This is a genomic window from Polaromonas sp. CF318 (assembly GCF_000282655.1).
Classification (GTDB): domain Bacteria; phylum Pseudomonadota; class Gammaproteobacteria; order Burkholderiales; family Burkholderiaceae_C; genus Polaromonas.
Genome location: NZ_AKIV01000064.1, coordinates 50,685 through 71,771 on the forward strand (window position 1 = coordinate 50,685; position 21,087 = coordinate 71,771).

Here is a 21,087-nt window from a genome sequence, read left to right on the forward strand (position 1 = left end):
TCTTTAAATCGGGTGTGGCGGCTTAAACCGCTGCAGCACCGGCAACGATTTCCGAAAGTTCTTTCGTGATCGCCGCTTGACGCGTTTTGTTGTAAACCAGCTTGAGTTCGCCGATCACGCTGCCGGCGTTGTCGGTGGCGGCCTTCATGGCCACCATGCGGGCGGACTGCTCGGACGCCATGTTCTCGGCGACCGCCTGGTACACCAGCGCTTCCACGTAGCGAACCAGCAGGTCGTCGATCACGGTCTGCGCGTCGGGTTCGTAGATGTAGTCCCAGCCGTGCTGGTCCTTGTCGGCCTGCAGGTGCGCGGCCGTCAAAGGCAGCAACTGCTCGACCACGGGCTCCTGGCGCATGGTGTTGATGAACTTGGTGTAGCACAGGTACACCGCGTTGATCTTGCCTTCGCTGTACGCGTCGAGCAGCACCTTGACGGGGCCTATCAGTTTTTCCAGGTGCGGCTTGTCGCCGAGCTGGGTCGCGTGCGACACCACCTTGGCGCCCACGCGGTTGAGAAAACCGAGGCCCTTGTTGCCGATGGCCACCGCCCGAGCGTCATGGCCGGCGGCCTGCACTTCCTTGAGCTTGGCCGTCACGGCGCGCAGCACGTTGGTGTTCATGCCGCCGCACAGGCCCTTGTCGGTCGTCACCACGATGAACCCGGTGGCCTTGGCGTCGTTGGACTCCATGAACGCGTGGGTGTACTCGGGGTTGGCCTGACTCAGGTTGGCCGTGATATTGCGGATCTTGTCGCTGTAAGGACGGGCAGCGCGCATCCGCTCCTGCGCCTTGCGCATCTTGGAGGCGGCCACCATCTCCATGGCCTTGGTGATCTTCTTGGTGTTTTCCACCGATTTGATCTTGCCGCGTATTTCCTTGCCTGCTGCCATATGGATTCCTAAGGGGTTCCTGAGGGTTGCTTAATTACCTGCTTGACGATGAGGTCAGGCGAGATCAGGCAAACGACTTCTTGAACTCGGTCACGGCCGCGTTCAGTTCAGCCTCAGCGTCCTTGTCCATGGCCTTGTTGGCTTCGAGCTTGGCCATCAGGGCCGCGTTCTTGTCCTTCAGGTAGGCGTGCAGGCCGTGTTCGAAAGCCAGGACCTTCTTGACTTCGATGTCGTCCATGAAGCCCTTGTTCACGGCGAACAGCGTGGCGGCCATGTTGGAAATCGACAAAGGCGAGTACTGGGCCTGCTTGAGCAGTTCGGTCACGCGGGCACCGCGGTCCAGCTGCTTGCGGGTGGCTTCGTCCAGGTCGGAAGCGAACTGCGCGAAGGCAGCCAGTTCACGGTACTGGGCCAGGTCGGTACGGATACCGCCGGACAGGTTCTTGATCAGCTTGGTCTGGGCGGCGCCACCGACGCGCGACACCGAGATACCGGCGTTGATCGCGGGACGGATACCGGCGTTGAACAGGCTGGTTTCCAGGAAGATCTGGCCGTCGGTGATCGAGATCACGTTGGTCGGCACGAAAGCGGACACGTCGCCGGCCTGCGTTTCGATGATGGGCAGCGCGGTCAGCGAACCGGTCTTGCCTTTGACCGCACCCTTGGTGAAGTCTTCAACATACTTCTCGTTCACGCGGGCTGCGCGCTCGAGCAGGCGGCTGTGCAGGTAGAACACGTCGCCGGGGTAGGCTTCGCGGCCCGGCGGGCGGCGCAGCAGCAGCGAGACCTGGCGGTAAGCCACGGCCTGCTTGGACAGGTCGTCATACACGATCAGCGCGTCTTCGCCGCGGTCGCGGAAGTATTCGCCCATGGTGCAGCCGGAGTAGGCGCTGACGTATTGCATGGCGGCGGATTCGGAAGCTGCAGCGGCCACGACGATGGTGTATTCCATCGCGCCGGCTTGCTCCAGCGCGCGCACCACGTTCTTGATCGAGGAAGCCTTCTGGCCGATCGCGACGTAGACGCAGGAAACGCCCTTGCCCTTCTGGTTGATGATGGCGTCGATGGCCACGGCGGTCTTGCCGGTCTGGCGGTCGCCGATGATCAGTTCGCGCTGGCCGCGGCCGACGGGCACCATGGAGTCGATGGACTTCAGGCCGGTCTGCAGGGGCTGGTCGACGGATTTACGGGCGATCACGCCGGGCGCGACCTTTTCGATCACGTCGGTCATCTTGGCATTGATCGGGCCCTTGCCGTCGATGGGCTGGCCCAGGGCGTTCACCACGCGGCCGAGCAGCTCGGGGCCGACAGGCACTTCCAGAATGCGGCCCGTGCACTTGACGGTGTCGCCTTCGGCTATGTGTTCGTATTCGCCCAGGATCACGGAGCCGACCGAGTCGCGCTCGAGGTTCAGCGCCAGGCCGTAGGTGGGGGTGCCGTCGGCGGTTGCGGGGAATTCCAGCATTTCGCCCTGCATCACGTCGGACAGGCCGTGGATGCGGACGATACCGTCGGTGACGGACACCACGGTACCCTGGTTGCGGATGTCGCTGCTGCCGGTCAGGCCTTCGATACGGCTCTTGATCAGTTCAGAAATTTCTGCGGGATTGAGTTGCATGACTCTTTCCTTCTTTCAGTATGTTGTTGGCTAAAAACCTGCGGGTGGCGCCTGAGCACCGGGCTCAGGAGATCAGCGCCACTTTCATTTGCTCTAAACGGGCTTTGACCGAGGTGTCCAGCACCTCGTCACCCACCACGACTCGCACGCCGCCTATCAGGGCCGGCTCCAGCTCAACCTGGAGATTGAGCTTCTTGCCAAAGCGTTTTTCCAGCGTTGCCGACAGGTCGGCCAGCGCCGCGCCGTCGAGCGCAAAAGCGCTGTAGACGGTCGCATCGGACGAACCGCTCTGCGCGTTTTTCAGGACACGGAACTGCGCGGCGATTTCCGGCAGGACGCTGAGGCGGCCGTTCTCGATCACCGTGCGCAGGAAGTTTTTCGCGGCGTCCGGCAGTTTGGTCTTGGCAACGCCCGAAATCACGTCGAACGCCTGCGCCGAAGTGACGCCGGGGTTGCCGGCGTACTGCTGCAGCTGCGCATTCGCAGCGATGGCGGCCAGCTCGTCGAGCCAGGCGGCGGTGCCGCCCAGGTCGGAGCCGGAGGCCTTGAACAGCGCTTCGGCGTAGGGACGGGCAATGGTGGCTAGTTCGGCCATGTTGATGCTCGCTTAGAGTTCGGTCTTCAGGCGGCCCAGCAAGTCAGCATGCACACCGGCATTGACTTCCTTGCGCAGAATCTGCTCGGCGCCCTTGACGGCCAGCGCAGCCACCTGCTCGCGCAGGGCTTCGCGGGCCTTCACGGCCTGCTGCTCGGCTTCGGCCTTGGCGGCGGCAATGATCTTGCCGCCTTCCTCGGTGGCCTTGGCCTTGGCTTCTTCGATCAGGGCCTGGCCCCGGCGCTCGGCTTCGGCCAGGCGCACGGCCGCTTCGTTGCGCGACTTGGCCAGCTCTTCTTCCACGCGCTTGTTGGCGACGGAGAGTTCGGACTTGGCTTTGTCGGCAGCAGCAAGGCCGTCAGCGATTTTTTGCGCACGCGCGTCCAGGGCCGCCGCGATGGGTGGCCACACAAACTTCATCGTGAACCCGACCAAAATCAGGAACACGATCAGCTGGACAATAAGGGTACCGGTAATGCTCACTGCTCATCCTTTCCCTTGGGGCCCAGCTGGAAGCCGGCCCGAAGGAATGACATTCTTGGGACTTTGATCAATGCTTACTTGGGCAGGTTGGCGATTTGCGCCAGGAAGGGGTTGGCGGTGGCGAACCACAGCGCGATACCCGTGCCGATAATGAAAGCGGCGTCGATCAGACCGGCCAGCAGGAACATCTTGGTCTGCAGTTCGCCCATCAGCTCAGGCTGGCGTGCAGCTGCTTCGAGGTATTTGCTGCCCATGATGCCGATGCCGATACAGGCGCCGACAGCACCGAGGCCGATGATGAGGCCAGCGGCCAGAGCGACAAAACTAATAACTTCCATGATGACTCCTTAGGACTTTGGTTACGAGAGAAAAAAGAAAAACGGGAAACGGGGACAACTGATTAGTGGTGATCGTGCGCCTGGCCGATGTACACCAGCGTCAGCATCATGAACACGAAGGCTTGCAGCGTGATGATCAGGATGTGGAAAATCGCCCAGGCCGAGCCCGCGATGATGTGGCCTATGGCCAGGCCGATGCCGGTCGCCGACAGCGACCAGGCACCGCCCATCAGGGCGATCAGCAGGAAAATCAGTTCGCCGGCATACATGTTGCCGAACAGTCGCATGCCGTGCGAGACCGTCTTGGCGACGAACTCGATGACCTGCATCAGGAAGTTGAAGGGGTACAGCGCCCAGTGGTTGCCGAAGGGCGCGGTGAACAGCTCGTGGATCCAGCCGCCCAGGCCCTTGATCTTGACGTTGTAGACCAGGCAGGTGATCAGCACGCCCATGGACAGGCCCATGGTGATGGAGAGGTCGGCGGTGGGCACCGAGCGCATGTAAGCGTGGTGCGCATCATGGCCGGCGACGCCATAGATCCAGGCCCAGATAACCGGCAGCAGGTCGACCGGCAGCAAATCCATGGCGTTCAGCAGGAAAATCCAGACAAACACGGTGAGGGCCAGCGGCGCGACCAGCTTGCGGCTTTCGGCGTTGTGCACGATGCCCTTGGCCTGCGCGTCGACCATTTCGACGAGGATTTCAACCGCGGCCTGGAAACGGCCGGGAACGCCGGAGGTGGCTTTGCGGGCGGCTTTCCAGAGCAGGAAGCAACCGAGCACACCCAGCAAAATGGTGAAAACGGTGGAATCAATATTGATGACGCTCAGATCGAACGGACCAACAAGTTCCTTGTTGCGCCAGTGCGTCAGGTGGTGAACGATGTATTCACCGGCGGTTGGACCGCCATGTCCAGCAGCATTCTCAGCAGCCATTTATTGCTCGCCTCAAAGTTTATTTTTCCTGACCGCGAACAACAGCGCGAGCCAGGACGTTTTCATTGTCACCACCAGGCCGACCAGCATGGCCGGCCAACTCAGCATCGAAACCAGCCTTGGCGCGGCAAACAGCATTGCCACCGTCAAGGCGATCTTGACCATTTCCCACAAAAAGAAACCAGCCACCGCAGTGCCTGGGTTCATGGACCACACTTTGCCGGTCAAGCCGCGCGCAAACAGCGCGGCCGGAATCACCACCGCCAGCGCCCCGTAGAGCGCCGACCAGCCGGCGGACCGCTGGCCTGTCAGCGCCCAGGTGGCACATGCCACCAGAACCCCGACCACCAGTTGCCCCGCCAATACCGACCAGGGGGAGATCGACGGACTCGTTTCACGAAGCTTTTGGGCTTCTTCCCGCGTCAGGGTCTTGAAACCCTCGTCGTCCGCCTCAAGCTCATATGTAACTGCCCGGGGGACCGGGTCCGTCGCCGAATTCGCCGAATTTGTCATTCTGAAACCTACAAATTACGGGAAAGTTACAGGGGCCGCTATTAGCAAAGCCCTTGATTATACGTAGAAACCCCTGCACCCCCATAAAAAACCCCGCTACCGGGTGAATTAGGGGCCTCTCAAGCGCGCGCCAAGGCAGGCGGCAGGTGGTGGTTCACAATGGGCTGACTCGCAACGCCCCACTGAAAGATCCCCATGCACGCCCTGATGAAATTCCTGCACCTCGCCGCCGCCATCGCCTGGCTGGGCGGGATTTCCTTCATGCTGTTCGCCCTGCGCCCCGCCGCGGCCGAACAGCTCGCGCCGCCGCAGCGCCTGCCCCTGATCGCGCAGGTTCTGCGGCGTTTCTTCGTCGGGGTGTGGGCCGGCATCGCGGTCCTGCTGCTGACGGGACTGGCCATGCTGCTGGCCGTCGGCATGAAAAGCGCGCCCACCGGCTGGCACATGATGTTCGGCCTCGGCCTTTTGATGTTCGCGCTTTTCGGCCACCTGTATTTCGGCCCCTTCCGCCGCCTCAAGCAGGCCGTGGCCGCGTCCGACTGGCCCGAAGGCGGGCGCCGTGTCGGGCAGATCGCCACCCTGGCCATGGCCAATCTCGCACTGGGCGCGCTGGCCATCGCCGCCGTCATTTTTCTCGCGTGAAGAAGGCGCGGCCCGAACCCCGAAAAAAAGCCGGCTGGCTGGAGCGCCTGAAGGCGTCGGTGCCGACCCGTGAGGCGCTGGCCGCCCATCCCTGGCTCAGGCCCGTGGCGCACCGCCTGCTGGACCCGCAGCTGTGGCGGCTGCAGCACGAAGCCGTGGCGCGCGGCGCGGCCATAGGCATCTTCTGGGCCTTTGCCCTGCCCTTCGCGCAAATCGTCGCGGCCGCCGCCCACAGCGTCTGGTGGCGCGCCAATATTCCCGTCGCCGTCGGCATCACTTTCATCACCAACCCCTTCACCGTGGGTTTCTGGCTCTGGCTGGCTTACCAGGCCGGCAGCCTGCTGCTGGACGCGCCGCCGCCGGTTCCCATGTCCGAAGGCGCGGGTGTCATCGGCTGGCTGGCTTCGTTTGGCGGGCCTGCCATACTGGGCATGGGCCTGTTCGCGGTGCTGGGCTCCACCACCGGCTACCTGCTGGTCAAGCTGGCCTGGCGTTTGCGCATCTGGTTCAAGCGCCGCCGCCGTTAAGCACCGGACCCTGGACAATCGGGTATTTACGCTTCTTTCTTTTTCTTCCTTCTTTCTTTGCTTCAAGCCACCATGACCACGCTTTCCCCCAGCCTTCCCGACACGCCCTGCTACCTCAACGGCGAATACACCCCCCTCAAGGACGCCAAGATCAGCGTGATGGACCGCGGCTTCATCTTCGGCGACGGCGTGTACGAAGTGGTGCCGGCCTACGGCGGCCGGCTGTTCCGTTTTGAGCAGCACATGGCGCGCCTGGAGCGCAGCCTGGCCGAGCTGCGCATCCCGAACCCGATGACGCGCACCGAGTGGCAGGCCGTGGCCCTGAAGCTGGTCGCGGCCCACGCGCAATCCACCGCCGCGCCGGCCGGCGGCGGCAACCAGCTGGTCTACATCCAGGTCAGCCGCGGCGTCGCCATGCGCGACCATCCCATGCTGCCCGGCCTCGCGCCCACCGTGTTCGTGATGGCCAACACCATGAAGCTGCCCAGCGCGCAGCAGCGCGAAGCCGGCGTGGCCTGTGTGACGGCCGACGACTTCCGCTGGGAAAAAGCCCACATCAAAAGCACCAGCCTGCTGGGCGCGGTGTTCGCGCGCCAGATCAGCGTCGACGCCGGCGCGGTGGAAACCGTGATGTTTCGCGGCGAGCACCTCAGCGAAGCCGCTTCGAGCAACGTCTGGATCGTCAAGGACGGCAAGGTGCTGGGCCCGCCCAAGGACAACCTGGTGCTGGAAGGCATACGCTTCGGCCTGATCGAGGAAATCTGCCGCGCCGCCGGCATCCCCTTTGAGCTGCGCCGCATCACGCGCGCCGAAGTGCTGGCGGCCGACGAGCTTTTGCTGTCCTCGGCCACCAAGGAAGTGCTGCCGGTCACCCTGCTGGACGGGCAGCCCGTGGGCCACGGGCTGGAAAAGGGCAAGCCCGGCCCCATTTATGCCAAGCTGTACGCTCAATACCAGCGCGCCAAACAGGCCTGAAAGGACCCCTTGCCATGACCACATCTCCCGACACCCCGAAAATCATCGGAGTCCCCGGCTCCGGGCCTGCGCGCCAGGAATCGCTGATCGAATACCCGTCACAGTTTCCCATCAAGGTCATGGGCCACAAGGTGGACGGGCTGGTCGCCGCCATCACCTCGGTGGCGCACCAGTTCGACCCGGCTTTCGACGCCTCCACCATAGAGCTGCGTGAAAGCAAGGGCGGCAAATACCTGGGCGTCACCGTCACTGTCACCGCCACCAGCCGCGAACAGCTCGATGAGCTCTACCGCACGCTGTCCACGCATCCCATGGTCAAGGTGGTCCTCTAGGCCACGATAACGCCGCAAATGCAGGCAGAACCACGCCACCTGGGCCGGGTCGACTACCTGCCCACCTACGAAGCCATGCAAGCCTTCACGGCCGCCCGCCACCCGGGCGCCGATGAGGGCGAGGCCGACCAGCTGTGGATTTGCGAGCACCCGCCGGTCTATACCCAGGGCCTGGCGGGCAAGCCCGACCATGTGCTCAATCCCGGTGCCATCCCGGTGGTGCAGACCAACCGCGGCGGCCAGGTGACCTACCACGGCCCCGGCCAGGTCGTGGCCTATCCGCTCATTGACTTGAAGCGCGCCGGCTACTACGTCAAGGAATACGTCTACCGCATCGAGGAATCGGTCATCAAGACCCTGGCGCACTTCGGCGTCACGGGCCACCGCGTGGCCGGCTCGCCCGGCATTTATGTGCGCCTGGACGACCCGGCCTCGCACGCCGCGCTGACCGGCCCGATGCACCCGGCCGACCCGTTTCGCGGCCTGGGCAAGATCGCGGCCCTGGGCATCAAGGTCAGCCGGCACTGCACCTACCACGGCGTGGCGCTCAATGTGGCCATGGACCTGGAACCCTTCTCGCGCATCAACCCTTGCGGCTACGTAGGACTGCAAACCACAGACCTTTCTACAATCGGGGTATCGGCAAGCTGGCAGGACGCCGCGGATGTGCTGGGCCGCAAGCTCGCCACCTACCTGGCGCCTTGAAGTTCCCTGAAGCGCAAAGCCACCCGCCGCCAACACGAAACACACCCATGAGCACACCCGACCCTCTCCAAGCCCTCGCCAACCCCGTGGTCCGCGAGGTCCAGGCCCTGGAAGGCTACAACCCGCTGGCCAAACAAAAGGCCGCGGCCAAGCTCTCGCGCATCCCCGTCAAGGTGGTGCAGGGCGAAATGCTCAAGAAGCCCGACTGGATCCGCGTCAAGGCCGGCAGCCCGACCACGCGTTTTTACGAGATCAAGCAGATCCTGCGCGAGAACAAGCTCAACACCGTCTGCGAGGAAGCCAGCTGCCCCAATATCGGCGAATGCTTCGGCAAGGGCACGGCCACCTTCATGATCATGGGCGACAAGTGCACGCGCCGCTGCCCGTTCTGCGACGTGGGCCACGGCCGGCCGGACCCGCTGGACGTCAACGAGCCGCTGAACCTGGCGAAAACCATCGCGGCCCTGAAGCTCAAATACGTAGTGATCACCAGCGTGGACCGCGACGACCTGCGCGACGGCGGCAGCGGCCATTTTGTCGAATGCATCCAGAAAATCCGCGAGCTCTCGCCCGCCACCACGATTGAAATCCTGGTGCCCGACTTCCGCGGCCGCGACGACCGCGCGCTCGAAATCCTCAAAGCCGCGCCGCCCGACGTGATGAACCACAACCTCGAAACCGCGCCGCGCCTCTATAAAGAAGCGCGCCCCGGCAGCGACTACGCCTTCAGCCTGAACCTGCTCAAGAAGTTCAAGGCCCTGCACCCCGATGTGCCGACCAAGAGCGGCATCATGGTGGGCCTGGGCGAGACCGACGAGGAAATCCTGCAGGTCATGCGCGACATGCGCGCCCACAACATCGACATGCTGACGATCGGCCAGTACCTCGCGCCGTCGACCAGCCACCTGCCGGTGCGCCGCTACGTGCACCCCGACACCTTCAAGATGTTCGAGCAAGAGGCCTACAAGATGGGCTTTACCCACGCCGCCGTGGGCGCCATGGTGCGCAGCAGCTACCACGCCGACCAGCAGGCCCACGCCGCCGGCGTGGCCGACAAGGCCGACGCGGCGGCTGCCGCCCTTTGATCCACGGAACATGAACGCGCCGCAAGGCTCCCTGTCGCTGCGCCGCTACGGCGCCTCGCACGGCAGCCATGCGCACCCGCATTTCCAGATCCTGCTGGGCCTGGACGGCGTGCTCGAACTTGAGGTGCAGGGGCGCGGACGCCGCATCGCGGCCGGCCAGGGCTGTGTGATCGCGCCCGGCGAGCACCATGACTTCGAATCGCGCGAAGGCAGCCGCTGCATCGTGCTGGACACCCCACACGCCGGCTGGGCGCGCTGCGCCGCCGACCCGGCCCATGCCGAACAGGCCCTGGCACTGGGCAACTACCTGGCCCACGCGCTGCAGCAACGCGGCAGTCTGGCCCAGCACTACGGTCCGGCCCTGCTGCTGGAATCGTGGCAGCCGCTGACGCAGCATGCGCCGCGCACCACGCGCTACCGCCGCCCCATCGACTGGGAACAGCTGGCCGCCTGGACGCAGCAGCGCCTGCACGAACCGCTCAGCGTGGCGCAGCTCGCCGCACAGGTATTTTTAAGCCCCACGCAGTTCGCCGCGCGCTGCCGGCGTGAAACCGGCCTCAGCGTGATGCACTGGCTGCGCCGGCAACGCCTGGAACTGGCCTTGCGGCTGCGCGACCGCGGCATGAGCGTGGCCGACACCGCGCTGCACTGCGGCTACCACTCGCCCTCGGCGCTGACGGCCGCGCTCAGGCGGCAGTCGAACGCTTCCCAAGCTCAATAACGATAGGGGTTGTTGGGCCGGCGGTCGTAGCGGTCGCTGACACCGTCGCCGTCACGGTCATAGCGCGGGCCAGGGCCGGGGCCGCCGCGGTAATGCGGCCCGTTGTCGTAAGGCACGGGATAGGCCACGCAGCCCGACAAGGCCAGAAAGCCCACCAGCGAGAGCAGGAGGATGGAAAGCTTTTTCATGAGGGTCTCCTTGAGGCCGCAGGCCTCGGTTTGTTGTCAGAACATCTGCACCTTCATTGAACGCGCCACCCGCACCCGGGAAGTGTCCGGCACACGCCCGCCAGGTGAAACTGGTTACCGGATGTAGGCATTCCTGTAGGACGGCAGGCGCACATGGCTCTGGCGCAGGCCCTTAAACGTCATTGCGCGCTGGAACAGCGTCGTTGCGCGACGATGCCCGGCGCGGCGGCTTTTATCCTCGCCGCATGCCTGCCAATCTTTATGCACTCGGCGCCATCGCCCTCTGGGCCTTGTTGGCCTCGCTCGGCGTGTCGCTCAAGCACGTGCCGCCCTTTTTGCTGACCGGCGCCGCGTTGCTGGTCGGCAGCACACTGGCCCTGCCCTTTGTGCTCAGGGACAGGCGGCAATGGCGCATCCCGCCCGCCACACTGGCCCTGGGCATCTACGGCCTTTTCGGTTTTCACTTCCTGCTCTTTATCGCGCTGCGCCACGCGCCCGCCGTCGAGGCCAACCTGGTCAACTACCTGTGGCCGCTGTTCATGGTGGTGCTGGCGCCGCTGTTTCTTCGCGGCGTGCGACTGCGCGGCGTGCATGTGGCCGCCGCCCTGCTGGGTTTTGCCGGCGCAGCCATCGCCATCCTGGGCGCGGCCGGCGGATCTTCTGCGGGCGGCTGGTCCTGGGGCTACCTGCCGGCGTTGGGCTCGGCCTTTATCTGGGCCAGCTACTCGCTGCTGACCCAGCGCGTGCCGGCTTTTCCCACGGCGGCCATAGGCCTGTTCGGCTTGGTGTCGGGCCTGCTCTCGCTGCTGTGCCACTGGGCGCTGGAGCCGGCGGCGATCCTGTCGGCGCAAGACTGGGGGCTGCTGGCCGTGATGGGCCTGGGCCCGCTGGGCGCGGCCTTTTTCCTCTGGGACAAAGCCCTCAAGCTCGGCGACGCCCGGCAGATAGGCATCCTGAGCTACCTCACGCCGCTGGGCTCCACCGCGCTGCTGATGGGGGTCAGCGGCCGCGCGCTGAGCTGGAGCATAGGCCTGGCCGCGGCGATGATCATAGGCGCGGCGGTGCTGGGCACGCGGGCGCGCTAGGGCGCGCCGCCAGCGCGCGGCTGCCGAGTGCCAGGGCCAGCGCGGCGGCGGCCAGCACGGCCGCGACCGCGAAGCTGATGCGCATGCCGCCGGCCACCGCGTCTGGGCTGGCCGCCGTGATGTCGCTGGCCGCCGAGGCCAACGCGAACACAGCACCCATGACGGAAGCCCCTGTGATCAAGCCCAGGTTGCGCGACAGATTGAGCAGGCCGGAGACCACGCCGCGCCGGTCCGTCGGCACATCCACCATGACCGCCGTGTTGTTGGCGGCCTGGAACAGCTGGTAACCCGGCGTCAGCACGGCGATGGCGGCGAGATAGCCCGCCAGGCCGAACAGCCCCGGCAGCACCGAAAGCGCCGCCGAGCCCGCCACCATGGCGGCCAGCCCCGCGGCCACCATGACCGACGCGCCCAGACGGTCGACCAGCCGGCCCGCCAGCACACCGCTCAGCGCGGAAATCACCGGACCCACCGACAGCACCAGCCCGACCATGGCCGTGCCCAGCCCCAGCGCGCGGGACAAATAGAAAGGCCCGACCACCAGCGTCGCCATCATCACCGTGGCGACCAGCACGTTCATCACGAGGCTCGCGCTCAGCACGCGGTCGCGGAACATCGCCAGCCGCAGCAGCGGCGATGCGACCCGCGACTGGGTGAGCACAAACAGGCCAGCACCCAGGGCCGCCGCCAGCAGCAGCGCGATATTGAGCGGACCGAAACTGCCGCGCCCCAGGGTCACGGCCAGTGCATAGGCCGCGAGCGCCAAAGCCAGCAGCAGCGTGCCCAGCGCATCAAAACCGGCCTTGCCGGTTTTTTTGGCACCGGCCGCGCGGTCCGGCGGCAGGTAGCGCCAGGCCAGGAACAGCGCCAGCAGCCCCAGCGGCAGGTTGACGAAAAACAGCGCCCGCCAGCCCAGGCCGGCGATCAGCACGCCGCCCAGAGAAGGGCCCAGGGCAGTGCCCACCGCCGACATGGTTCCCAGCAGTCCCATGGCGCTGCCGGTCCTGGCCTTGGGCACCGTCTCGCCGACAAAAGCCATGGTCAGCGCCATCATCACGGCGGCACCCAGGCCCTGCAGCGCGCGGGCCGCCACCAGCAGCCCCAGCGTGGGCGCGGCGGCGCACAGCAGCGAAGCCGTTGTGAACAGGCCAATGCCGGCCAGCAGCAGGCGCCGCCGCCCGAGCATGTCGCCCAGCCGCCCGGCGCCCACGATCAGGGTGGTGATGGCCAGCAGGTAGGCCAGCACTATCCACTGCACCTCCTGAAAAGACGCGTTGAAGGCCTGCGCCAGCGTGGGCAGGCCCACATTGGCGATGCTGGTGCCCAGTGCGGACAGCAGCATGGACAGCGACAGGCTGGCCAGCGCCCAGCGGACCGCGGGCGGCATGGGCGGCGATGCCGCGCCGGCACCGGGTTTTGCAGGGATTGGTTTGGACATGGACTCCGCTTTCTTATTTAGACAAGGCCCGAAACAGGGCTGTCCCAAGCGTAGGTTTTTGCCGGACATAGCGGAAGACGCAGCATTTGCACTTTATTCGTGCGTTTGACGCCATGCCAAGCGCAAATGCGCTATGGTGCGGGCATGTCCATGCCTGATTTCAACCTGCTGGTGGTCCTCGACGTGCTGCTCGCCGAAGGCAGCGTGGCCGGCGCGGCCCGGCGTTTGCGGCTCAGTCCCTCGGCCATGAGCCGGGCGCTGGCCCGCCTGCGCGAGACCACGGGCGACCCGCTGCTGGTCAGGGCCGGGCGCGGCCTGGTGCCTACACCCCGGGCCGTGGAACTGCGCGAGCAGGTCGGCCGGCTGGTGCAGGACGCGCAGGCCGTGCTGCGCCCCGCCGAGAAACTCGACCTCCCGCAGCTGGCGCGCACCTTCACCCTGCGCACGCGTGAAGGTTTTGTGGAGAACTTCGGACCCGCGCTGCTTGCCCGCTTGAGCCGGGAAGCGCCCGGCGTGCGCCTGTGTTTTGTGCAAAAACTCGACAAGGACAGCACGCCGCTGCGCGACGGCGACGTCGACCTCGAAACCGGCGTGATCGGCAAGGCCACCGCGCCCGAGCTGCGCGTGCAGGCCTTGTTTCGCGACCGCTTCATAGGCGTGGTGCGCCAGGGCCACCCGCTGGCCGAGGGCGAAATCACACCCGCGCGGTATGCGGCCGCCCGGCACATCGCCGTCTCGCGGCGCGGCCTGGGCGCCGAGCCGGTGGACGAAGCCCTGGCGCCGCTGGGCCTGCAAAGAGAGGTCGCCGCCATCGTCGGCAGTTTTTCGGCGGCGCTGGCCCTGGCCGGTGCATCCGATCTGGTCGCCAGCGTGCCCGAACGCCATACCGGCAAGCTGCGCGCCGGCATGCTGAGCTTTGCCCTGCCGGTGCCCACGCCCGAATTCACCGTGTCCTTGCTGTGGCATCCGCGGCTGGATGCCGACCCGGCGCACCGCTGGCTGCGCGGCTGTGTACGCGAGGTGTGCGCGGGACACGGCGCCGACGCCGAACGGACCCTATGATCAGGCCCATCAAAAACAACGAGTCCCCCATGGAAAAGATCAGCCACGGCGCAGGCCTGTTCACGCTCAAGGAATTCCTGACGTCGCAGGAATGCGCCGCCTACATCGGCGGCAGCGAGGAAACCGGCTATGAAGAGGCCGCCATCCAGACCGCCAATGGATCCGAAATAGCCAGGGAGATCAGGAACAACGACCGGATTGTTTTTGACGATCCGGCGCTCGCACAAACCCTGTTTGAACGCGCGCGGCCTTTCCTTCCGGACGTGCTCGACCAGTGGACCTTGTCAGGGTTCAACGAGCGCTTCCGGTTTTACCGCTATGTCCCCGGCCAGTATTTCAAATGGCACAAGGACGGGTTCTACTTCAAGAGCGACGACGAAGTCAGCTTGCTGACTTTCATCATCTACCTCAATGAGGACTATGAAGGCGGAAACACGGAGTTCCAATGGGAAATCATCAAACCGTCCGCCGGGATGGCGCTCGTCTTTCCCCACGCCATGAGGCACCAGGGTGCGCCGATTGCAAGCGGCACAAAGTACGTCCTGCGTACCGATGTGATGTACAGCAAGAGCAGGCCGCCTGCCGGCTGAGCCGAGGCTAACGCCACAGCACCTGCACCGCCAGCCCCGGCGCCGCATTGCGCACCTCCAGCGTCGCGCCGTGGGCCTGCGCCACCAGCCGGCACAGATACATGCCCAGGCCCACGCCGCCGGTGGCGCGCTGGCGCGCGCCGTCGGTGCGGAAAAAAGGCTCGGTCAGGTGCGCCAGCTGCGCCGGGTCCACGCCGGGGCCGAAGTCGCGCACCTCCAGCACCACACCGCCGCCGTCCCCGGCCTGTAGCGACAAACGCGGCGGCTGCGCCGCGCCGGCGCTGTAGCGCAGCGCGTTGTCCAGCAGGTTGCGCAGCAGCAGGCGAACGCGCATGCGGTCCAGCGCCAGCGCCGGCAAATCCGGCGCCAGGTCCAGCGCCACGGCGGCCGCCTGCGGCATGTCGGCCACCACCTCGCGCGCCAGCGCGGCCAGGTCCACGGTCTCGCGCTGCAGGGCCGCGTGCGGGCTGGCCAGGCGTTCGCTTTCGAGCAGGTCGCTGATCAGGTCGCGCATCTCGCCGAGGTCGCGCAGCAGCGCGTCGCGTTCACGCGGCGCACTGCCTTCGCCCTGCACCGGCAGCAGTTCGGCATTGAGGCGCGCGCGCGTCAGCGGCGAGCGCAGCTCGTGGCTCAGCGCCAGCAGCAGCCCGCGCTTGGCGTCCAGCATGGCCTTGATGTCGTGCGCCATGGTGTTGATGCGCGCGGCCAGGTCTCCGAGCTCATCGCGCCGGCGCAGCGGGATGGGCGTGTCGAACACCCCGCGGCCGAAGCGTTCGGCCCCGGCGCGTATGTCGTCCAGCGGGCGCAGCAGGCGCCGGACATAGGCATAGGCGCCCACCAGCAGGCACAGCAGCAGCGACAGGGTGATCCAGCCGAACATGCCGTGCGAGGGAATGGTGCCGGGGCCGAACACCACCTTGTGGCCGTCGGCGGTGGTACGGCTGAGCCATTCGCTGGCGCGGCCGCCGAAGAACTGCCGGTCCGGGTGCGACTGCCAGTTGACCTGCGGCCCCTCGATGCGTATCGAGATCGGCAGCCGCGCCGCCAGCGCCTGCGCGCGGCCCAGGTCGGGCGGCGAGCCCAGGTCGGCCACCAGCCTGTCCATGTAGTCGCTGACCAGGGGCCTGGCCGCGTCGCGCCAGCCGCTGGAAAACGCGCGCTGCATGCCACTCATGAAAACCGCGCCCATGGCCAGCGCCAACAGCAGGAAGACCGTGATCAGGCGCAGCCGCAGCGAATGCCCCCAGCGGCGGCGCCAGCGCTCGGGCCGCGAAGGGCGGCAGCGGTTTCGCCTCATGGCGCGCCCGGCTTGCCCACCGCCAGCGTGTAGCCGGCGTTGCGCAGCGTCTTGATGCAGTCCAGCGGCTCGAGTTTTTTGCGCAGCCGGCTCACCACGATGTCGACGGCGCGTGTGTACAGCTCGGCCTCGTGGCCGCGCAGGCGGTTGAGGATGTCGTCGCGGTTGAACACCTTGCCCGGGTCGGCCGCCAGCAGCGCCAGCAGTTCGAACTCGGTGCCGGTCAGCTCGACCTTCTCGCCCAGGCGCAGCACCTCGCGTGTCTCCAGGTTGATCGACAGGCCCTCGAATACACGGCGCGGCGCGGCCGGCGGCACGGCGCGCTGGCGCCGCAAAATGGTCTGCACGCGCGCCACCAGTTCGCGCGGCTCAAAAGGCTTGGGCAGGTAGTCGTCGGCGCCCAGCTCCAGGCCGACCACACGGTCCATCACGTCGCCGCGCGCGGTCAGCATGATGACCGGGATGTCGCTTTCCTTGCGGATCTCGCGGCACAGCGCGAAGCCGTCCATCTCGGGCAGCATGACGTCCAGGATGGCCGCGTCATACGCGCCGGCGCGCAGTTTGGCCAGGCCCTCGCCGGGGCGCAGGGCGCTGTCCAGCACAAAGTCAAAACGCGCGAAGTAGGCGGCCAGCGGCGCGGCCAGGTGCTCGTCGTCGTCGATCAGAAGAATGCGGGGCATGCGGCCATCATAGGGAGAAATCGCGGCCGCCCTCAGGCGGCGCGGCGCGCGAAGTACAGCCCCGCCAGCAGCAAGGCGACCAGCGCGAAGTGAAACACCAGGTCGGGTGCAGACTGCGGCCCTATGCCCACGGCGATGGTGAACAGGCCCACCAGCGTACCGAGCAAGGCGAAGGCCTGGCCCAGCAGCGCCAGCTTGCGCGTGCGCGCGGGCCGCACCAGGCTCAGGGCCCAGGCCGCCAGCAGCACGGCCGCAATCACCGCCTCGGCGATGCGGGCCTGGCCGTGGGTATGGCCTTGCAGCAGCAGCCCGGAATGCACCGCCGAGGCCGCGCCCAGCAGGCCAGCCTCCAGCAACAGAAAGCCGCGCAGCATGCGCCAGGCCCGGGCTGCCATCACCACGGGTCCTGCGGCCCCAGCCGGCCCAGGTGGGTATGGGCAAAGCCCGCGCCGTACTTGAGGCCGTAGCCAAGCAAGCGGTCAAAGCCTATGTGCGCGCACCAGACCAGCGCCGCCGCCAGCAGCAGCGGCGAGCCGCCCAGCACGCCCACGGCCAGCAGGCCGACAGCGCCCAGATAGGAATGCGCCGCGTTGTAGGCCAGCGCACCCCAGCGCGGCCCGGCCAGGTAAGCCAGGAAGGACAGGTCGGGCAGCAGGAACAGCGCCGCGAACCAGCCCCAGCCCGCGCCGAACTGGCCATAAGCCGCCACCGAGGCTGCCAGCACCATCAGCCCCTCGGCGCGCAACAGCAGGCGCACGCCGCCATTGGCGCTGCCGGGCGTCGCCGCCGCCTCGCGGCGCACCGGCCGCGCCACGCGGCCGGGCAAAAAGACCAGCGCCTCAGCCACGGTAGCCCCAGCGGCGGCCGCGCTCCATGAAGTCGCGCACTTTTTGCTGCTGCTCGGGGCGCAGGTTGTCGAAGAAATCGGCCGCGGCGGCGATGACCTCGGGGCTGCCGGACTGCAGGGCCGCGGTTTTTTCGTCGATCAGCTTTTTGGCGCCGGCCTGGTCCAGCTTGTTGCCGGCGAACAGGCCGCGAAAGGCCTCGCGCGGCTCGGTGGCGCCGCGCAGGGCGGTGCGCTGGGCCTGCAGCTTGTCGGCCAGCACGGCGAGCTTTTGCTTTTGCGCGGCATCGAGGTCCAGGCGCGAACCGATTTTCTCGACCATGCGGGCACGCGCTTCAGGCGAGCCCATGTCGCCATGCATGCCGGGGCCGCCGTGCGAACAGGCGCCCAGGCTGCCGACAATGAGCGCCCCGCCAAACAGGCCGAGCAGGAGTTTTTTGACGCGGTGTTTCATGAAGAGCCTTTGCGAAAGGTGTTGAGGTTCTTCATGGTGCCCGCGCCGGGCCCGGCGGTGTTTTCGCGCCGGTTGCGGCATGTTTCGCTTTGTTTCGGCCGGGGCGGCCATCCCCTAAGATAGGCAGCGGGAACCAGGGCCCAGGGCCCGGAGGAGGGATAGAACACATGGACCGTCGACAATTTCTGCAGCGCGCCGTCGCACCGGCCGCCGCGCTGGCCACCCTGGGCTGGCCGGCCTTTTCACAACCCTTGCCCGCGGGCGCCGCCGACCCGGCCGCGCGCGCCGCGTCCATCGAAGCCTGGCGGCAACGACTGCAGGCCATGCTCGACAAGGGCCGCCTGCCCATCATCGACATGGAAGCGACCTATGTGGCCGGCACCACCAACATTCCCCAGCTCATGGCCTGGATGGACGAGATCGACGTGGCGCAGATCGCCTTTGCGCCGGCGTTTTCGCCGGATTCCGAGCCCTCGCTTGAATTGCACCGCCAGTACCCCGGCTACTTCATCCCCACGACCAGCAGCGGCGAGTTCCCGCGCTGGTGGAACAACCCCGACGCCTTTGTGAGCAAGGTGGCCGGCGACCTCAGGAGCGGCCGCTACCACCTCATGGGGGAATACGAGTTTCGCCACTACCCCTCCCCCGAACAGGTTGAAGCCCGCAACTTCGCCCGCGACATCACCGTGCCGCTGGATGGGCCCGCGGGCCAGGCGCTGTTCCAGCTCAGCGAGGACACCGGCACGGCCTTCCAGATCCACTACGAGATCGAGGACACCCTGCTCCCGGTGCTGGAAGCCATGCTGGCGCGCTATCCCAAGGCGCAGGTCATCTGGTGCCACCTGGGCATGGTCCGCTACCCTGAGCGCGCCAAAACCTACAACCCCGCTTATGTGGCCTCGCTGATCACACGTTTTCCCGGCCTGCATTTCGACCTGGCGGTGCCGCGCCCCGAGAGCATCTACCGCCCCTCGGGCGCGCGCGACTCCACCCTCTTCCAGGGCGGGCGGCTGGGCAGCGAATGGCAGGCCTTGCTGGAGAAATTTCCCGAGCGCTTTCTGGCGGCCAGCGACTACCGGCCGCCGGTCGAATCCATGTACCGGACCGCCATGGGCCGGCAGCGCAACCTGATCCTGGCGCCGCTCAGCGAAGCCGCCCGCCACAAGATCGCCTATGGCAATGCCTGGCGGCTGGTGACCGGGAAGAACTGGGGCGCCTGAAGAATCAGGCGGACTGCAGCAGCACGGCGGGGTCCTCGCTGGCCAACACCTGTGCGGCCCAGGGCTGCAGCTTGGAGGCGTCGGCGCGCAGGATCTGCTGCTTGACCGCCAGGATTTGCGAGGGGTGCATGGAAAAGCTGCGCAGGCCCAGGCCCAGCAGCAGCCGCGTCATGCCCACGTCGCCGGCCATCTCGCCGCAGACGCTCACACCCTTGCCCTGGGCGTCGCATTCGGCAATGGTGTCGGCGATCAGGCGCAGCACCGCCGGGTGGCAGGGGTCGTACAGGTGCGAGACCGCCTCGTCGGCGCGGTCTATGGCCAGCGTGTACTGGATCAGGTCGTTGGTGCCTATCGACAAAAAGTCGAAGTACTTCAGGAAGAGCTTGAGCGTGAGCGCAGCCGCCGGGATTTCAATCATCGCGCCCAGGCGCACCGGGCCGTAGGGCGTGCCGTTGTTGTCCAGCGTCGCGCGCGCATGGTCTATCAGCGACATGGTCTGGCGGATTTCCGTGGCATGCGCCAGCATGGGCACCAGCAGGTTGACCTGGCCGTGCGCGGCCGCGCGCAGGATGGCGCGCAGCTGCGTGAGGAACATGGGCGGGTCCGCCAGGCTCCAGCGTATGGCGCGCAGGCCCAGCGCCGGGTTCAAATGGGTGTCCTGCGCCTTGGCATGGCGGTCCAGCGGCTTGTCCGAGCCTATGTCCACCGTGCGTATGGTCACCGGCAGGCCGTGCATGCCTTCAATCGCCTTGCGGTAGGCCTGGTACTGCTCTTCCTCGTCGGGCAGCTTGCCGCTGCGCCCCATGAACAGGAATTCGCTGCGGAACAAGCCGACGCCGACCGCGCCGGCCGTCACCGCGCCCAGGGTGTCCTCGGGCATTTCAATATTCGCCAGCAGCTCCACGCGCTGCCCGTCTATGGTCAGCGAGGGCGTGTTTTTCAGCCGGTTCAGGCGCTGGCGCTCAAGCTCGCCCTGGCGCTGCTTGAAGCCGTACTCGGCCAGGATGATGGGCGAGGGATCGACAATCAGCACGCCGGCGTCGCCGTCGATGATGACCCAGTCGTCCTGCTTGATCAGCTGGCTGGCGCTGCGCGCGCCCACCACCGCCGGGATGTCCATGCTGCGCGCCACGATGGCCGTGTGCGAGGTCTTGCCGCCCACGTCGGTGGCGAAACCGGCGAACAGGCTTTGCTTGAACTGCAGCATGTCGGCCGGCGACAGGTCGTGCGCCACCAGCACCAGCGGCACGTCGGTGGTGTCGTCCAGCAGCAGGTCCTGCTGCGAGAGCTTGCGGCCCGCGCCCGCCTGGGCGGCCGGCTGCACCGGCGAGGCCACGCCCTTCATGTGGCGCAGGATGCGCTCGACCACCTGCTCGAGGTCGGCCTTGCGCTCGCGCAGGTACTCGTCCTCCATGTCGTCGAACTGGCGCGCGATGATTTCGTACTGCGTGGTCAGCGCCCACTCGGCGTTGTAGTGGCGGTCGACGATCCAGTGCTTGACGCCGCTGATCAGCTGCTCGTCCTGCAGCAGCATCAGGTGCACGTCCAGCAGCGCGGCCAGCTCGTGCGGCGCGTCCTTGGGCAGGTCCTGCTGCAGGCGCGTAATTTCCTCCATCACCGCGTTGCGTGAAATCCGCACCCGCGTGATCTCGTCGGCCGTCTTGTCGTCCTCGATGAAATAGTGCGCCACGTCGGCGCGGCTGGACGCGACGAGCACGGCACGGCCTATCGCGATGCCTCGCGAAACAGCCAGACCGTGGACTGAGAAAGTCAAGACGTCACTCCCATTTCCCCAAGCGATGCGAAGCGAGCCGGATAAGGCAAGTTCGAGCCGCGGAACCGGCTTTGCCGGGCCGCAGGCGGGCGGCCCC

General features: G+C 66.5%; 26 protein-coding genes. 11 read left to right on the top strand and 15 right to left on the bottom strand.

From position 1 onward, the window contains the following. Positions 1–22: 22 nt before the first annotated feature. From atpG to PMI15_RS12275, 7 genes are all read right to left on the bottom strand, one after another. Positions 23–889, bottom strand: a complete 867-nt coding sequence (gene atpG, locus PMI15_RS12245) for a F0F1 ATP synthase subunit gamma (protein ID WP_007868957.1) — start codon at positions 887–889, stop codon at positions 23–25. A 64-nt stretch (positions 890–953) separates the two neighbouring features. Further along, the gene (gene atpA, locus PMI15_RS12250) at positions 954–2,507 is read right to left on the bottom strand and encodes a F0F1 ATP synthase subunit alpha (RefSeq protein WP_007868960.1); all 1,554 of its coding nucleotides are present in this window, start codon (positions 2,505–2,507) and stop codon (positions 954–956) included. 64 nt (positions 2,508–2,571) lie between these two features. After that, positions 2,572–3,102, bottom strand: a complete 531-nt coding sequence (locus tag PMI15_RS12255) for a F0F1 ATP synthase subunit delta (RefSeq protein ID WP_007868963.1) — start codon at positions 3,100–3,102, stop codon at positions 2,572–2,574. A gap of 12 nt (positions 3,103–3,114) precedes the next feature. Continuing rightward, positions 3,115–3,585, bottom strand: a complete 471-nt coding sequence (locus tag PMI15_RS12260) for a F0F1 ATP synthase subunit B (protein ID WP_007868966.1) — start codon at positions 3,583–3,585, stop codon at positions 3,115–3,117. A 74-nt stretch (positions 3,586–3,659) separates the two neighbouring features. Further along, positions 3,660–3,923 (bottom strand): F0F1 ATP synthase subunit C, encoded by a 264-nt coding sequence (atpE, locus tag PMI15_RS12265; RefSeq protein ID WP_007868969.1) that lies wholly within the window; start codon positions 3,921–3,923, stop codon positions 3,660–3,662. Positions 3,924–3,985: 62 nt separating this feature from the next. Beyond that, positions 3,986–4,858, bottom strand: a complete 873-nt coding sequence (atpB, locus tag PMI15_RS12270) for a F0F1 ATP synthase subunit A (RefSeq protein WP_007868971.1) — start codon at positions 4,856–4,858, stop codon at positions 3,986–3,988. Positions 4,859–4,870: 12 nt separating this feature from the next. Further along, a complete protein-coding gene (locus tag PMI15_RS12275) occupies positions 4,871–5,371 on the bottom strand; it encodes an ATP synthase subunit I (protein ID WP_007868974.1) in 501 nt (166 codons plus the stop codon). Positions 5,372–5,566: 195 nt separating this feature from the next. On the opposite strand from PMI15_RS12275, the gene PMI15_RS12280 reads away from it, so the two are divergent. The 7 genes from PMI15_RS12280 to PMI15_RS12310 all read left to right on the top strand — a co-directional run bounded on the left by PMI15_RS12280 (position 5,567) and on the right by PMI15_RS12310 (position 10,358). Next, positions 5,567–6,013, top strand: a complete 447-nt coding sequence (locus tag PMI15_RS12280) for a DUF4149 domain-containing protein (RefSeq protein ID WP_007868975.1) — start codon at positions 5,567–5,569, stop codon at positions 6,011–6,013. Then, positions 6,010–6,540: a DUF2062 domain-containing protein gene (locus PMI15_RS12285; RefSeq protein WP_007868977.1), complete on the top strand. Its 531-nt coding sequence runs from the start codon at positions 6,010–6,012 to the stop codon at positions 6,538–6,540. The genes PMI15_RS12280 and PMI15_RS12285 overlap by 4 nt, the downstream gene beginning before the upstream one ends. A gap of 72 nt (positions 6,541–6,612) precedes the next feature. After that, a complete protein-coding gene (locus PMI15_RS12290; protein WP_007868979.1) occupies positions 6,613–7,515 on the top strand; it encodes a D-amino acid aminotransferase in 903 nt (300 codons plus the stop codon). A 14-nt stretch (positions 7,516–7,529) separates the two neighbouring features. Continuing rightward, positions 7,530–7,847: a YbeD family protein gene (locus tag PMI15_RS12295; RefSeq protein WP_007868980.1), complete on the top strand. Its 318-nt coding sequence runs from the start codon at positions 7,530–7,532 to the stop codon at positions 7,845–7,847. A gap of 18 nt (positions 7,848–7,865) precedes the next feature. Further along, positions 7,866–8,552 (top strand): lipoyl(octanoyl) transferase LipB, encoded by a 687-nt coding sequence (gene lipB / locus PMI15_RS12300; RefSeq protein ID WP_007868983.1) that lies wholly within the window; start codon positions 7,866–7,868, stop codon positions 8,550–8,552. A 47-nt stretch (positions 8,553–8,599) separates the two neighbouring features. Next, positions 8,600–9,637 (top strand): lipoyl synthase, encoded by a 1,038-nt coding sequence (gene lipA / locus PMI15_RS12305; RefSeq protein ID WP_007868986.1) that lies wholly within the window; start codon positions 8,600–8,602, stop codon positions 9,635–9,637. 10 nt (positions 9,638–9,647) lie between these two features. Next, on the top strand, positions 9,648–10,358 hold the full coding sequence (locus PMI15_RS12310) for an AraC family transcriptional regulator (protein WP_007868988.1): 711 nt from the start codon (positions 9,648–9,650) through the stop codon (positions 10,356–10,358). Here the strand turns inward: PMI15_RS12310 and PMI15_RS12315 are convergent. Then, the gene (locus PMI15_RS12315) at positions 10,352–10,546 is read right to left on the bottom strand and encodes a hypothetical protein (RefSeq protein WP_007868991.1); all 195 of its coding nucleotides are present in this window, start codon (positions 10,544–10,546) and stop codon (positions 10,352–10,354) included. The genes PMI15_RS12310 and PMI15_RS12315 overlap by 7 nt on opposite strands. 245 nt (positions 10,547–10,791) lie before the next feature. Between PMI15_RS12315 and PMI15_RS12320 the strand changes: the two genes are divergently transcribed. Further along, positions 10,792–11,631, top strand: coding sequence for a DMT family transporter (locus PMI15_RS12320; protein ID WP_036838769.1), 840 nt, complete (start codon positions 10,792–10,794; stop codon positions 11,629–11,631). On the opposite strand, the gene PMI15_RS12325 is transcribed toward PMI15_RS12320, so the two are convergent. Next, positions 11,594–13,069: an MFS transporter gene (locus PMI15_RS12325; RefSeq protein WP_007868996.1), complete on the bottom strand. Its 1,476-nt coding sequence runs from the start codon at positions 13,067–13,069 to the stop codon at positions 11,594–11,596. The genes PMI15_RS12320 and PMI15_RS12325 overlap by 38 nt on opposite strands. Before the next feature lie 144 nt (positions 13,070–13,213). Between PMI15_RS12325 and PMI15_RS12330 the strand changes: the two genes are divergently transcribed. Both PMI15_RS12330 and PMI15_RS12335 read left to right on the top strand, forming a co-directional pair. Next, on the top strand, positions 13,214–14,131 hold the full coding sequence (locus PMI15_RS12330; protein WP_036838774.1) for a LysR family transcriptional regulator: 918 nt from the start codon (positions 13,214–13,216) through the stop codon (positions 14,129–14,131). Between the two features lie 29 nt (positions 14,132–14,160). Continuing rightward, positions 14,161–14,721 (top strand): 2OG-Fe(II) oxygenase, encoded by a 561-nt coding sequence (locus tag PMI15_RS12335; protein WP_036838776.1) that lies wholly within the window; start codon positions 14,161–14,163, stop codon positions 14,719–14,721. A gap of 7 nt (positions 14,722–14,728) precedes the next feature. Here the strand turns inward: PMI15_RS12335 and PMI15_RS12340 are convergent, their stop codons facing one another. From PMI15_RS12340 to PMI15_RS12360, 5 genes are read right to left on the bottom strand one after another with little or no spacing between them, the layout of a single operon-like run. Next, on the bottom strand, positions 14,729–16,018 hold the full coding sequence (locus tag PMI15_RS12340; RefSeq protein WP_007869004.1) for a cell wall metabolism sensor histidine kinase WalK: 1,290 nt from the start codon (positions 16,016–16,018) through the stop codon (positions 14,729–14,731). Next, positions 16,015–16,698: a response regulator transcription factor gene (locus PMI15_RS12345; RefSeq protein WP_007869006.1), complete on the bottom strand. Its 684-nt coding sequence runs from the start codon at positions 16,696–16,698 to the stop codon at positions 16,015–16,017. The genes PMI15_RS12340 and PMI15_RS12345 overlap by 4 nt, the downstream gene beginning before the upstream one ends. A 32-nt stretch (positions 16,699–16,730) precedes the next feature. Further along, entirely contained in the window at positions 16,731–17,093 is a 363-nt protein-coding gene (locus PMI15_RS12350) for a hypothetical protein (protein ID WP_007869010.1), read from the bottom strand. Continuing rightward, the gene (locus PMI15_RS12355) at positions 17,093–17,545 is read right to left on the bottom strand and encodes a DUF4260 domain-containing protein (RefSeq protein WP_007869012.1); all 453 of its coding nucleotides are present in this window, start codon (positions 17,543–17,545) and stop codon (positions 17,093–17,095) included. Before PMI15_RS12355 ends, PMI15_RS12350 begins: the two co-directional genes overlap by 1 nt. Beyond that, positions 17,538–17,996, bottom strand: a complete 459-nt coding sequence (locus tag PMI15_RS12360) for a Spy/CpxP family protein refolding chaperone (protein ID WP_007869014.1) — start codon at positions 17,994–17,996, stop codon at positions 17,538–17,540. The genes PMI15_RS12355 and PMI15_RS12360 overlap by 8 nt, the downstream gene beginning before the upstream one ends. A gap of 167 nt (positions 17,997–18,163) precedes the next feature. On the opposite strand from PMI15_RS12360, the gene PMI15_RS12365 reads away from it, so the two are divergent. After that, positions 18,164–19,216, top strand: a complete 1,053-nt coding sequence (locus PMI15_RS12365; protein ID WP_007869016.1) for an amidohydrolase family protein — start codon at positions 18,164–18,166, stop codon at positions 19,214–19,216. Positions 19,217–19,220: 4 nt separating this feature from the next. Here PMI15_RS12365 and ptsP read toward each other — a convergent pair whose 3' ends face one another. Then, positions 19,221–20,990 carry a phosphoenolpyruvate--protein phosphotransferase gene (gene ptsP / locus PMI15_RS12370; RefSeq protein WP_036838724.1) on the bottom strand — a complete coding sequence of 590 codons (1,770 nt, stop codon included), beginning with the start codon at positions 20,988–20,990 and terminating at the stop codon, positions 19,221–19,223. Positions 20,991–21,087 lie beyond the last annotated feature (97 nt).